Here is a 13,410-nt window from a genome sequence, read left to right on the forward strand (position 1 = left end):
ACGAACCCACCGGCACTTCGACTATATGACGTGGATCACAGTTCGTGGAGGTCTCTGACGATAAAGGTCCCAAACCTACTTTCCGGAGTAGACAGCCTTACCCGGGCCTACGTCGAGGAAACTGCGGACGGCGCCGCGCAGGTCATCGGTGTCGAAAAGAGCGCCGGACACCCCGGGAGTCACCGAATCCGCGTGGGCGATGCCGCCGGAACGCCACGCTGCCACGATCTGCTTGGTGGCGTCGTGTGCTCGCGTGGGTCCGTCCGCCAACCTGGTCGCGAGGGCCCGCGCCGCACCATCGACGTCCTCGTGAACTGCATTGACGACGCCCCAGGAGTGCAGGGTTGCGGCGTCGTACAGATCGCCGGTCATGACCAACTCCCGAGCCCGTCCGGAACCGGCGCGCTCGGCCAGACGTTGCGGTCCGCCCATGGACGGCGTCAGACCGACCACTGTCTCGACCAGCCCGAACTTTGCCTTGGGCGCCGCAAGGATGATGTCGCAGGCCAAGGAGATCTCGAATGCCGCAGTCAGCGTCAACCCGTGCGCCGCGTAGATCACCGGGCACGGCAATGCCTCGAGCGGATGGCAGATCTGGGCGAACAGTTCGCGCCACAACTCCGCGCCCTGCTCCGGGTTCAGTCCGTCGAATACGTGGACGTCGACGCCGGCCGAGTTGACCTTGCCCTCCGCGCGCAGGAGGACAGCTCGTGGCGGATTCTCGGTCAACGCTGCAACGTCGGCGATGACCGCGTCGAACATGGCCTGATCGAACAGATTGAGTGGTCCGTGCGCGAACGTCAGGACAGCCACCTCGGCACCACCATCGGTGGTGAAGCGCTCGAGACGGGTGGGGTGCGATTCGGGAGCAGTCATGCCGCCACACTGCCACATGGAACCGGCCTACGATCGTCGGGTGGACGGTCTGAGAAATGCGCTCGCGGACGTTGTGGGACACCGGTTCGTCGTCGACGACGCCGACGTGTTGGCGACCCGTTCCACCGACCAGACGGGGCGCTACAGCGGGCGCGCCAGCGCTCTGGTCCGACCCGGAAATACCGCCGAAGTCTCGGCAGTGCTGAACGTGTGCCGCTCCCACGGTGTACCGGTCACCGTTCAGGGCGGACGAACCGGCCTGGTCGCGGGCACGGTGCCCGAGCACGACGACGTCCTGCTCTCCACCGAACGTCTCACGACGATCGGTGAAGTCGATGCGGCCGGCGGGCGGATCACCGTCGGCGCGGGAGTGACACTCGCGGGGGTACATTCCGCTGCGGCCGACGCCGGCCTGAAATTCGGCGTCGACATAGCTTCACGGGACACGGCGACCATCGGCGGCATGGTCTCCACCAATGCCGGTGGCCTGCACACGGTTCGATACGGGAACATGGCCGAACAGGTGCTCGGCCTCGAGGTGGTGATCCCCGACGGAACCACGGTGCGCCGGTCACCGAAAGTGCTGTCCGACAATTCCGGATACAACCTGCCCGCACTGTGGGTGGGCAGCGAAGGAACTCTTGGTGTGGTCACAGCAGTCGATCTGAAACTGCGCCAGGTGCCGGCTCACCGGGTCACGACACTGACCAGTTTCGACAGGCTGGAAGACGTCGTCGACGCGGGACGCACGTTGCGCACTCTCGACGGCGTCGACGCACTGGAGTTGTTGGACGGTCGCGGACTCGAACTCGCCGCTCGACGCTTGAACGCCGCCGTGCCGACGGGGCGGGCGTGGTACCTGCTCGCCGAGGTGTCCGCGGCTCACGATCCGCTGGAAAGCCTGGGCGAAGTACTCGAACGCATCGACCCGCCGGAAACCCCGGCGGTGGCGGTCGACAGCCCCGGCTCGACGCGTTTGTGGGCGGCGCGGGAATGCTTCGCCGAAGTGGTCGGACTGTTCGGTCCCCCACTGAAATTCGATGCGGCACTGCCCCTGGACTCGCTTGCCACCTTCGCCGAGGATGCCGCGGCAGTGATCACAAGTCGCGCCCCCGAGGCGATTCCGATCCTCTTCGGACACATCGCCGAAGGAAACATTCACCTCAATGTCCTGAACTGCCCGAACGCCGACACTGTGTACCGCAGCATCCTCGAACTGGTTCGCGATCACGGCGGAAACGTCAGTTCCGAGCACGGGGTGGGCTCGCTCAAACGCAACTATCTGGACCTGGCCCTCTCTGCGGAGGACATAGCCACGATGTGGGCGATCAAGCGAGCCCTGGACCCGAGCGACTATCTCAATCGTGCAGTGATGTTTCCCGACGCGCTTCGGCACTGACGGCCATCGCGTCGTCGTGTGCATCTCCGCGCAGAGGCCGCGCGAAGCACACCGAAGCGACGAAGCCGATGAGCAGCACGCCTGCAGGTAGCCAGATCGACTCCGACATCGCCGTGCTGAACGGCTCACGGACGAACTCGGGTAGGTGACCCACTCCGGCTTCGGAACTGCCGCCGGTCAGACCCTGAGCCGCCAATCGTGCGGTGATCAGTGCGCCGATCGCGGCACTACCGAGAACCGCGCCCACCTGCCGGGTGGTGTTGTAGACGCCTGCCCCGGCGCCGGCCTGCATCGGAGGCAGGTTGTGAGTCGCGGTTGCCGCGAGCGGCGACCAGATGCATGCGTTGGCGAAGCCGATCAGACCGATCGGCAGGAGCAGTTCCCAGATCGGGACGTCGGGAGACATCACCAGTGCAAGCCAGCCCAGGGCGATGGCGAACAGCAGGAAGCCGGTGCCGGCGATGTAACGCGGATGCGTCTTGTCGACGAGCTTTCCGATGATCGGCGCAAAAATGCCGGTCAGCACGGCCATCGGCACGAGGAGGAGCGCCGACTGCGTCGGGGAGAGTCCGCGAACTGCCTGGGTGTAGAACATCAGCGGAAGGACCATCGACGTGATCGCGAAGCCCATCGCGGTGATGGCGACGTTGGCGAGCGAGAAGTTGCGGTCCTTGAAAAGTTCGAGGGGAAGCAACGGCTCGTTCTTGTTGCGTGACTGGTAGAACACGAACACCACGAGCAACACCACGCCGGCGCCGATCAGAGTCCAGACGAATCCGTTCCAGTCGTACGAACTGCCTTCCTGGATTCCGAACACGAGCAGGAACATGCCTGCGGCGCTGAGGATCACGCCGGGGATGTCGAACTTGTGCTCGCTCGTCGGCAGCGAAGGAACCAACTTCCAGGCGAGCAGGAAGGCGATGACACCAACCGGGACGTTGACGATGAAGATCCATTCCCAGCCGAGATTGTCGACCAACACACCACCGGCTAGCGGACCGACCAGCGTCGCGACGCCGGCAACGGCGCCCCACAGCCCCATTGCGGCGCCACGCTTGTTCGGCGCGAAGGTGCGCGTGATGACTGCCATGGTCTGCGGAGTCATCATTGCGGCGCCGAAGCCCTGGAAAGCCCTTGCCACGATGAGCATCTCGACGCTGCCGGACAGTCCACACCACAGTGATGCGCCGGTGAACAGTACGAGGCCGATCATGTACAGGTTCTTCGGTCCGAACCTGTCACCGAGTCGGCCGGTGACGAGGAGCGGCACCGCGTACGCCAGCAGGTACGCGCTGGTGACCCAGACGACCTTGTTGATGTCGGTGCCGAGGTCCTCCATGATCGCGGGGTTGGCGACAGCGACGATGGTGCTGTCCACCAGAATCATGAAGAACCCGATACACAGCGCCCACAGCGCGTGCCAGGGATTGACCTGCTTTTCCATCTTCAGTCCTTAGGTAGTGCGGACGAGCCTGCGGAGCCGGCCAGCCGGTCGAGAAGTTCTTGTGAGAGCCAGGGCATTTCGCCGCTCTCGATGTCTGTCACCAACGCGCCGATCCACTCTCTTTCGGCGATCGTGAGTGCGTGGGCGTAGTCCGCGCCCACCGTGAAGATTCGTGGTTTTTCCGCGGCCTTCACCGCTTCGTAGTCGACCTCGAATTTCGCAATCGTCTTGTCGAGGTGCGCGAGACGGATCCGAAGCATCTGACACGCAGTTGATGCGGAGAGGTTGTGCATTTCGGCGAGCGCGAGCGGCAACCGCGGATACTCCCGCACCGGAACCGCCAACATCTCACGTAGTTGGTGCTCGAGTGCATCACGGCCTCGGGCGGTGATCTCGTACGTCGTCCGCTCCGGCCGATTGCCCTCACGATCGGTCCCGATCGAAGCCAGCAATTCCTGCTTCTCCAGCCGGGAAACCGTGTGATAGAGCGATCCCGGCTTGATCTTCACCAGTTGATCGCCCCGTCGAACCGAGGCGAGTTGATACATCTCGTACGGGTGCATCGAACGCTCGGACAGCAGGCCCAGAACGGTGATTCCCAAAGGCGTCAGTGACACGTCACCCATGAGTCCCCCCTTTCTGACAAGCCTCAATTGACTATTTCTTGACTATTCCGCGCGAAATAGTCCACATGGAATATACGACCTCCAGCCATCTCGATCAACCCGTTCGAACCGGACTAGCCTGTAGCGAGTGGACGATCATCACCTCGACATCATCCGACTCGCATGGGCGCGCGAACTGGGCCTCGGCGACTCCGCGTTGCGACCGGCACACACCGCCAGGGTGGTGGGCGACGACATCCATGTACTGGACCTGGCCGGCGGTGGCGCGATTGTCGGACCGCAGTGGTTCATCGAGCGCACGGCGGACATCCCCGTCGAAGCGCTACTACAACCTGCGCGTCTACTCGACGTCACCGGCGATCACGGCGGCCGAATCACCGGACCCGTCGACCTCGCTTTCCTCGGCGACTACACCGAGACACCGCCAGACGAACAACTGTTGATCTCCCACGAGGTCGACGACGCCCTCGCCGTTGCCGCTCTGTGCCCACCCGACGACAGCACCACCGCCGACCTCGAGAACCGCACGCGGTGGTTCACCGCACTCACCGATGACAACGAGGTACTCGGATGCGCGGCGTACTCCGAATTCCAGGGTTTCGTGGCAGATCTCACGACCCTGACAGCCCCAGCGCACCGCCGGCGCGGAATCGGCTGCGGAGTAACACTTCTGGCTGCGGAGGACGCACTGGATTCGGGATTGATCCCACAACTACGAACGAGTCGGGGCAGCGCGATCAGCGCAACGCTTCCACGTAAAGCCAAATTCGACGTTCTGGGGGCATACGCTCGAGTACACGTGCACCTGCCCAGTTGACACTCGAACGAGAGGAACCGCAGATGAGTACGGAGAATGGCGCGAGCGAACCGACATTCGTCGAAGAGGGTCGTGAATTCAAACGCGACACCAACTACATCCAGACCCGGATCACCGAGGACGGTCGCGACGGTTACCCCGTCGAACCGGGGCGATACCGGTTGATCGTGGCGCGTGCCTGCCCCTGGGCGAACCGCGCCATCATCGTCCGCCGCCTGCTCGGCCTCGAAGACGTACTGTCGATGGGCATCTGCGGTCCAGTCCACGACAAGCGAAGCTGGACTTTCGATCTCGATCCCGGCGGCGTCGATCCGGTGCTGAAGATCCCACGACTACAGGAGGCGTACTTCGCCCGAGATCCCGACTACCCCAGGGGAATCACGGTGCCCGCCATGGTGGAGATCTCCACGGGCAAGGTGGTCACCAACGACTACCCACAGATCACCCTCGACTTCTCGACGCAATGGAAGAAGTACCACCGCGAAGGTGCACCGGATCTGTACCCGGAGCCTCTGCGAAACGAGATCGACGAAGTGGCCGAGTACGTGTTCCGCGACGTGAACAACGGCGTCTACCGCTGCGGGTTCGCCGGTTCACAGCAGGCGTACGACGAGGCTTACGACACGCTGTTCGCCCGTCTCGACTGGCTCACCGAACGCCTTGCCCGGCAACGCTTCCTGGTGGGAGACACCATCACCGAAGCTGATGTGCGCCTGTTCACGACGCTGGCGCGATTCGATCCCGTCTATCACGGCCATTTCAAGTGCAACAGAAGCAAACTCAGCGAGATGCCGGTGCTGTGGGATTACGCGCGCGATCTGTTCCAGACTCCCGGATTCGGTGACACCATCGACTTCACACAGATCAAAGCTCACTACTACATCGTGCATTCCGAGATCAATCCCTCCGGAATCGTGCCCAAGGGACCGGAATTGACGCACTGGCTCGAACCGCACGGCCGCGAACAGTTGGGCGGCCGACCATTCGGGGACGGCACACCGCCTCATCCGCCCGTACCGTCGGAAGTGGTTCCAGCGCAGCACTGGGCCACCAGATAGATCGCGGCAAGGCTACTCCCCTGCGTACGTCCCGAAACTCCAGTACACCCCTTCAGGATCACGGCAGGTGAAACCTCGCGAACCGTAATCCTCGTCGCGCAATCCCTGCGTGATCGTGGTGCCGGACGCGACAACGCGTTCGTAGAGTGCATCGGCGGCTTCCGCGTCGTCCACGACGATGTACACCGAACCGATTCCGGGTGGTAGGCCGGCGATCGCCGAATCCGTGCGCGGGGAACCCAGCATGATGCCGCCACCGCCGGGCCAGTCGAGTTGGGCGTGGTCGACCACGTCACCCTCTCCGTAGACGGCCTTCTCCACGAAACCGAAGGTGCTCACCAGAAAGTGGATTGCCGAACGGGCGTCGATGTAGCGCAGTGTCGGCCAGATGGTCGTCGAACGAGGTTCGGAAGTGGCGGTCATGACACTCGAACTCCTGCCTGGGAAAAGTCACGAAGAAAACCGAGTCTCGTACGAGCCTATGGCCCCTGCGATCACCGCCGCTACCGAAAACTTCACCTATTCTCGAGATACGGTCCACCTCGCTTCAGAGGAGGACAACTGTGGAGGGGCAGCAATGAGCAAGTCGACGAACAACGACAGCGGGCGTATCGAGAAGGTCCTCGTTTCCGTTCTCGACAACGGAAGCCGCCTGCAAGCGCCCGCAGTGGCCAAATACGTCAACCATGTCCGTAAGGCACACCCCGACGAGTCACCCGCTCAGATCGTCGAGCGGATGGAGAAGATGTTCATTCTCGCCGTGACCGGAAGCGGCAGTGCCGTCGGTGCCACGGCCGCGGTGCCGGGCGTCGGAACGGTCGCGTCCATCGCTGCCGTCGGCGCGGAATCGGCTTTCTTCCTCGAAGCGTCGGCGCTGCTGACGTTGGCAATCGCGTCTGTCCATGGAATCTCCGTGCAGGATCACCAGCAACGACGCGCCCTGGTCCTGGCAGTCGCACTCGGCGAATCAGGTATGGAGATCGTCCAGAAGGCCACCGGTATCACGGCCAAGAACTGGGGAACGGCGATCACGAGCAAGATTCCCGGACCCACGATGAAGGGAATGAACAGCACTCTCGTGCGGAAGTTCGTGACCAAGTACGCCGCCAGGCGCAGCGCACTGATCCTCGGCAAGCTCGTTCCCGCCGGGATCGGTGCCGTCATCGGCGGCGCGGGTAACCGGGCCATCGGGAAGGGCGTCGTCAAGAACGCGCGCGAAGCCTTCGGACCCGCGCCCGCCAGGTGGACCGATCACCTCATCGTGATGCCTGCCGACGATGCCGCGCTCCTCCCCGAGACGCAAACACGCCGGGCCATCCGCAGATAGCTGTCCGGGCCGTAGGCTCGCATCACGTATTCGCCGCCGACCCGGGAGCAGCATTGACGAACACCGCAATGGGATCCTTCTCTGCGCCCATCGAGATTCGTGGGTTGACGAAGACATTCAAGGCGGCGCGCGCGGTCAACGACCTGAGCTTCGACGTCCAGGCGGGCTCGATCACCGGGTTTCTCGGCCCGAACGGTTCGGGCAAGACCACCACATTGCGGATGCTCCTGGGCCTGGTGTCGCCGACCTCGGGATCGGCCACCATAAACGGCGCGCCGATGCGTTCGCTTCCCACCCCGGCGCGGACCGTCGGCGCCGTCCTGGACGTGGGCAGCCTCCATCCGAAACGCACAGCGCTCGCACACCTCGAGATCTACGCGGCTGCCATCGGAATGCCGACACAACGCGCCGCGCAGGTACTGGGAATGGTCGGTCTGGGTTCGGTCGGAGCCCACAAGACCGGCACATTCTCGCTCGGGATGCGCCAACGCCTCATCCTTGCCACCGCGATGCTCGGTGATCCCGAGATCCTCGTACTCGACGAACCCGCGAACGGACTCGATCCCGAAGGCATGGCGTGGCTACGTCAGTTCCTGCAGACCTTCGCCAGTTCCGGCCGAACAGTTCTGATCTCCAGCCACGCGCTCCGTGAGGTGGAAGCAACCGTCGACAGCGTGGTCATCGTCAGCGCCGGCTCACTCGTCTACCAAGGAACCATGGACGAACTTCGCCGCTCCCAGCGCAGTCGACTACTCGTCTCGTGCTCCAACCCCGCGCTGCTCGCCACAGCATTGGCGGCTCGCGGAATCATCGACGCCCAGATCACCCAGGACGGACGGCTCGCCGTGGGCGGCACCGACACGTCCGCGCTCCCACCGGTGGCGTCGGCGGCCGGTGTCACGATCTTCGGCGTCGCGACCGAAGGCGCAGATCTCGAGCAACTGTTCCTGGCGATGACAACGCCGCAATATGCCGTCCCCCAGGTCGGATACCACCGCCCACCCGGCCCGGGTTCGGGACCGGGCTACTACGGCCCTGCCGCATACGGACCGTCTGGAGGACACCGATGACCACACTCGTGCGCGCGGAGACACTGAAGGTCCTCACCCTGCGGTACTGGTGGGCACTCGCCATTGCACCGGTGGTCGTCGCGTTGTTGACTGCCGCTTCCACGCGGACGTTCGTCGAGGCTGTGGCCGATTCGGCCGACACGACTTTCGACGTCAACGTCGTGTCCACCGGTGTCAGCCTGGGTGTCTCGAACACTCTTGTCCTGGTGTTCGCGGCCGTCTTCGGAGCGCTCACAGCCGGTTCCGAATTCGGCTACAAGACTCTCACCACGACGTTTCTCACCGCTCGAGGGCGCGACGGAGTTCTCGGCGCGAAGCTTGCCGTCGTCGCGGTATTCGCCGTCGGCTACGCGCTGGCGGTCGAAGTGGTCAGCATCGGCGCGATGTTGCTCTTCGGCCGGGATTTCAGCTTCACCACCGATCTTTTCGCCATCTGCGCCGCAGGCATTCTGGCGTGTGCGCTGTGGGCGCTGCTGGGCGCCGGGGTGGCACTGCTCACCGGATCGTCGATGGCCGGCGCGCTCTCGGTGATTCTGTGGTTCGTCTTCGGTGAATGGATCGTCCGCGCAGTGCTGCTCGCGATGGATCTCGGCGGGATCGGCGCCGCGCTTCCCGTTTCGGCCACGATCGGCACGATCGTCAACGCGGCACCGTCGATCGACGTCGACGCCTTTGCCTCCTGGCCGAGTGCCCCGATGATGTTGGCCGCTTGGGTAGTTCTGTTCTGCGGACTCGGTTGGCTGCGAACCAGGACCCGCGACATCACCTGAAAAAGCTGTCTGGGGCCGGGTCTACCGTGGATCTCGATGAACACGATCAACACGGACAGTCCGGTAGCCGAAGAGGCGGATCGAGCTCCGGGCTGGATCCGCCGCTTGGCCCACGCATGCTGGTTGCACCGAAGAGTTGCCATCGGCGCGCTTCTCGTTACCGTCATCGCTTCTGCGATCGACATCTCGTTTCCGCTCTTGACCCGCTATGCGCTCGACGCCGCCGGCCAGGAGAACCCTGGCAAGGTGATCGGTTTCGTCGCATTGGCGATCGCGTTGCTCGCGATTGTTCGCTTCGCGTGCCAGTACGGCCGGCGGATGCTGGCCGGCCGACTCTCGCTCGACGTTCAACACGACTTGCGACTTGCCCTCCTCGGCTCACTGCAACGCCTCGACGGACGAGGACAGGATCAGATCCGCACGGGACAGGTGGTCTCCCGGTCCATCACCGATCTACAACTCGTCCAGGGCTTGCTCGCGATGGTGCCGATGTCGGCGGGTGCGCTCCTGCAGTTCGTGCTCGCGATCGGCATCATGGCATGGCTCTCGCCGCTGCTGACTCTCGTCGCTGTCGCCGTCATCCCCGCAGTAGGACTCGTGGTGTTCCTGATGCGACCGATGCTTTTCGCCGCAACGTGGTCCGCGCAGCAGCGGGCAGCCGACCTCGCCCAACACGTCGAGGAAACCGTCACGGGCGTTCGCGTCGTCAAGGGATTCGGGCAGGAACAACGAGCCGTCGACCAGCTCGAAAAGCACAGTCGCACGCTGTACGCGGAGCGGCTTCGCTCCGCGTGGTTGAACGCAAGATTCGCCCCGACCATGGCTGCTTTGCCACAGCTCGGGCAGGTGGGAGTGATCGCCCTCGGTGGGTATCTCGCGCTACACGACAAGATCACTGTGGGAACGTTTCTCGCGTTCGCCACCTACATCGTCACGATGACCGGAGTCACCCGAACACTGTCGTCGGTGATCGTCATGGCGCAGCTGGCGCGCGCCGCCGTCGAGCGTGTCTACGACGTCATCAACGCCCAGCCCGACATTGCCGATCCTGACCATCCGGTGGACCTGCCCGACGGTCCGCTCGGAGTTACCTTCGAAGACGTCGCATTCGGGTTCGACACCGAACGCGAGGTCCTGACCGGGCTGAACCTCCGCATAGAACCAGGCGAGACCGTCGCCGTCGTAGGCCCGGCGGCGTCGGGAAAGACTGCGTTGTCTTTGCTTCTCCCCCGGTTCTACGCACCGTCTTCGGGTGTCGTGAGCGTCGATACCGCCGGCGAGACGTTCCCCGTCGCCGAACTGCGCAGTGAACAGCTTCGTGCCGCCGTCAGCCTGGTATTCGACGAACCATTCCTGTTCTCGGACACCATCGCCGCCAACATCGCGCTGGGCCGCGAGGACGCCTCCGGCGAGGAGATCCGTGCCGCCGCGGCTTTGGCACAGGCAGACGCCTTCATCGAGGCACTCCCGGACGGGTACGACACCGTCGTCGGCGAACGCGGCCTGACGCTGTCGGGCGGACAGCGTCAGCGCATCGCACTGGCCAGAGCCCTGCTCGTCGACCCGCGGATCCTGGTCCTCGACGACGCGACTTCCGCGGTCGACGCGGCAACCGAAGCCGCGATCTTCGACGCGTTCCGAGCCAGACGACGGCAGACCACCCTGATCCTCGCCCACCGGCGATCCACCCTGACGCTGGCGGACCGGGTCGCCGTACTCGACGGCGGACGGATCATCGACTCCGGAACCGTGGACGAGCTGGAAGCACGATGTCCCCTCTTTCGGGCCCTGTTCTCCTCCGCGCCGGAACTACCAGCCGAACTCGACGAGGACGAGGACGACTCCGATGCCTTCGGACGTGACCGCCGCGAGCCGACAACCGCACAGTTGTGGCCGCAGGCACCGGAATCCGAAGCCGACAACACCACCAGTGCCTCGCAGGGTGCAGGCGGTCCGATGGCCGGAGCACTCAGCGGAATCGCGGTGACGCCGTCCCTACGGGCAGCAGTCGACGCTCTTCCGCCCGCGCACGAAGATCCCGGAGTCGCACCCGAAAGTCTGCGCGAATCGAATCCGCACTTCTCACTCCGACAAATCCTGAGGCCGGTTCGCTGGGTTCTGCTGGCAGTAGTCGCATGTCTTGCTCTGGACTCGGCCGCAGCGATCGCGTTCCCCTCCCTCGTCAGATATGCAATCGACCACGGGGTCGTGACCGCGGACAGCAGCACGCTCTGGATCGCGACGGCGTTCGGCGCGCTCCTGGTCGCCGCAGACTGGGTTGTCGTCGCGGTCATGACGGTGCTCACCGCCAGGGCAGGTGAACGCGTGTTGTTCGGACTCCGCGTCCGCAGCTACGCACACCTGCAGCGACTAGGCCTCGACTACTACGAACGAGAACTGTCCGGGCGCATCATGACGCGCATGACCACCGACGTCGACGCGCTCTCGTCGTTCATCCAGACCGGCATGTCGACGGCGATCGTGAGCGTCCTGACCGTCGGCGGAATTTCGATCGCGCTCCTGGCGACCGACGTGACGCTCGGCCTGGTGGCGCTGGCCGTCATCCCACCGCTCGTGGTCGCAACCGTGATCTTCCGCAAGATCTCCTCGGTGGCCTACAGCCAGTCGCGCGAGCGGATCTCGCTCGTCAATGCCGACTTCCAGGAGAACATCGCCGGCCTGCGAGCGGCTCAGGCATACCGCCGCGAGGAAGGTGCGGCGCGCAGGTTCGCAGAACGCTCCGAGAGCTACCGCCGATCGCGGATGCGGTCGCAGCGAGCCATCTCGATCTACTTCCCGTTCATCTCGTTCCTGTCCGACCTCGCGTTGGCCGCGGTCGTGTTCGTCGGCGCGCACCAGATCGCCAACGGGTCGACGTCGCCCGGCGTACTGATCGCGTTCGTGCTCTACCTCGGTCTGCTGTTCGGACCGATTCAGCAACTCTCACAAGTCTTCGATGGTTACCAACAGGCAAACGTCGGATTGCAGCGAATCGGCGACCTGCTGCGCACTCGAAGTTCGATCGAGACAGCCGACAGCGAGGATCTGATCACGATTTCCGGACGGCTCGACGGCGCCGTCCATCTCGACGGAGTCGGGTTCCGGTACTCGGGCGCGGCCGTCGACGCGCTCTCCGACTTCGTTCTGCAGATTCCGCCGGGCACGACGGTCGCTCTCGTCGGCCGAACCGGTGCCGGAAAGTCGACGGTGGTGAAGTTGCTCGCCCGCTTCTACGACCCGACGTCCGGATCCGTCGACGTGGACGGAACCGACATCCGGAACTTCCATCTCCCGCAGTACCGACGTCGTCTCGGCGTAGTCCCACAAGAAGCGCATCTGTTCACCGGCACGGTCGCCGACAACATCGCGTACGGCAGGCCTTCGGCTTCGCATGCGGAGATCGAGGAAGCGGCGCGCTCCGTCGGCGCCCTGAATTCGATAGCCGACATGCGTGGAGGCATGAATCATCCCGTTGGAGAGCGTGGCCAGGGGCTCTCGGCAGGCCAGCGTCAACTGATCGCATTGGCCCGTGCCGAACTGGTCGACCCGGACCTTCTGCTCCTCGACGAGGCGACCGCGACGCTCGATCCCGCGACCGAACGAATGGTGCTCGAAGCAAGTCGGTCGGTCACCCGGAAACGGACGTCGGTCGTCGTGGCTCACCGCCTCGCCACCGCTGCCCGAGCGGACCTCGTTGTCGTAGTTGACCGGGGACGTATCGTTGAATACGGCCCGCACGATGTTCTGCGGTATGCCGGTGGTCACTACTCGGGACTCTGGGATGCATCGCAGGCGCGTGAGGGGAATAATCTGATGTCGAGAACTGTCATCGAAGGCAACCCCGTCGCGTGACAGTCGGCACGGATTTGTACCGCCGAGAGCGAGTGCGCGATCGCAAGATCACGGACTTCCGTGAGACAGCTCACAAATTGTGTGCCGCACAATTGCTCGTCACACGCTCGGGCTAATCTCATGTATATAGGCGCTCTGATCGGGTACCGAAATAGAAACGAGGCGAACACC

Annotated in this window: 11 protein-coding genes; 7 read left to right on the forward strand and 4 right to left on the reverse strand. The window is 64.0% G+C overall.

All coding sequences use genetic code 11. The features are described 5' to 3' along the window. Positions 1–75: 75 nt before the first annotated feature. A complete protein-coding gene (locus tag QM716_RS00185; protein WP_283301394.1) occupies positions 76–876 on the reverse strand; it encodes an enoyl-CoA hydratase/isomerase family protein in 801 nt (266 codons plus the stop codon). Between QM716_RS00185 and QM716_RS00190 the strand changes: the two genes are divergently transcribed. Beyond that, on the forward strand, positions 875–2,275 hold the full coding sequence (locus tag QM716_RS00190; protein WP_283301396.1) for an FAD-binding oxidoreductase: 1,401 nt from the start codon (positions 875–877) through the stop codon (positions 2,273–2,275). The two genes, QM716_RS00185 and QM716_RS00190, sit on opposite strands and share 2 nt — an antisense overlap. On the opposite strand, the gene QM716_RS00195 is transcribed toward QM716_RS00190, so the two are convergent. After that, positions 2,235–3,719, reverse strand: a complete 1,485-nt coding sequence (locus tag QM716_RS00195) for an MFS transporter (RefSeq protein WP_283301397.1) — start codon at positions 3,717–3,719, stop codon at positions 2,235–2,237. The two genes, QM716_RS00190 and QM716_RS00195, sit on opposite strands and share 41 nt — an antisense overlap. Positions 3,720–3,721: 2 nt before the next feature. Next, a complete protein-coding gene (locus QM716_RS00200; RefSeq protein WP_230817430.1) occupies positions 3,722–4,345 on the reverse strand; it encodes a PadR family transcriptional regulator in 624 nt (207 codons plus the stop codon). Positions 4,346–4,472: 127 nt separating this feature from the next. On the opposite strand from QM716_RS00200, the gene QM716_RS00205 reads away from it, so the two are divergent. Both QM716_RS00205 and QM716_RS00210 read left to right on the forward strand, forming a co-directional pair. Beyond that, positions 4,473–5,162, forward strand: coding sequence for a GNAT family N-acetyltransferase (locus QM716_RS00205; protein WP_283301400.1), 690 nt, complete (start codon positions 4,473–4,475; stop codon positions 5,160–5,162). A gap of 23 nt (positions 5,163–5,185) precedes the next feature. Continuing rightward, on the forward strand, positions 5,186–6,220 hold the full coding sequence (locus QM716_RS00210) for a glutathione S-transferase family protein (protein ID WP_283301402.1): 1,035 nt from the start codon (positions 5,186–5,188) through the stop codon (positions 6,218–6,220). A 12-nt stretch (positions 6,221–6,232) separates the two neighbouring features. On the opposite strand, the gene QM716_RS00215 is transcribed toward QM716_RS00210, so the two are convergent. Next, positions 6,233–6,643 carry a VOC family protein gene (locus QM716_RS00215; protein WP_283301403.1) on the reverse strand — a complete coding sequence of 137 codons (411 nt, stop codon included), beginning with the start codon at positions 6,641–6,643 and terminating at the stop codon, positions 6,233–6,235. A gap of 154 nt (positions 6,644–6,797) precedes the next feature. Between QM716_RS00215 and QM716_RS00220 the strand changes: the two genes are divergently transcribed. The 4 genes from QM716_RS00220 (at position 6,798) to QM716_RS00235 (ending at position 13,239) form a co-directional block, all read left to right on the forward strand. Continuing rightward, positions 6,798–7,547 carry a hypothetical protein gene (locus QM716_RS00220; protein WP_230817426.1) on the forward strand — a complete coding sequence of 250 codons (750 nt, stop codon included), beginning with the start codon at positions 6,798–6,800 and terminating at the stop codon, positions 7,545–7,547. 68 nt (positions 7,548–7,615) lie between these two features. Further along, on the forward strand, positions 7,616–8,617 hold the full coding sequence (locus tag QM716_RS00225; protein ID WP_283302990.1) for an ABC transporter ATP-binding protein: 1,002 nt from the start codon (positions 7,616–7,618) through the stop codon (positions 8,615–8,617). Continuing rightward, a complete protein-coding gene (locus QM716_RS00230; RefSeq protein WP_283301406.1) occupies positions 8,614–9,387 on the forward strand; it encodes an ABC transporter permease in 774 nt (257 codons plus the stop codon). The genes QM716_RS00225 and QM716_RS00230 overlap by 4 nt, the downstream gene beginning before the upstream one ends. 36 nt (positions 9,388–9,423) lie before the next feature. Continuing rightward, on the forward strand, positions 9,424–13,239 hold the full coding sequence (locus QM716_RS00235) for an ABC transporter ATP-binding protein (RefSeq protein ID WP_283301408.1): 3,816 nt from the start codon (positions 9,424–9,426) through the stop codon (positions 13,237–13,239). Positions 13,240–13,410 lie beyond the last annotated feature (171 nt).

The organism is Rhodococcus sp. IEGM 1409 (assembly GCF_030056735.1).
In the GTDB taxonomy this organism is placed as follows: Bacteria; Actinomycetota; Actinomycetes; order Mycobacteriales; family Mycobacteriaceae; genus Rhodococcus_F.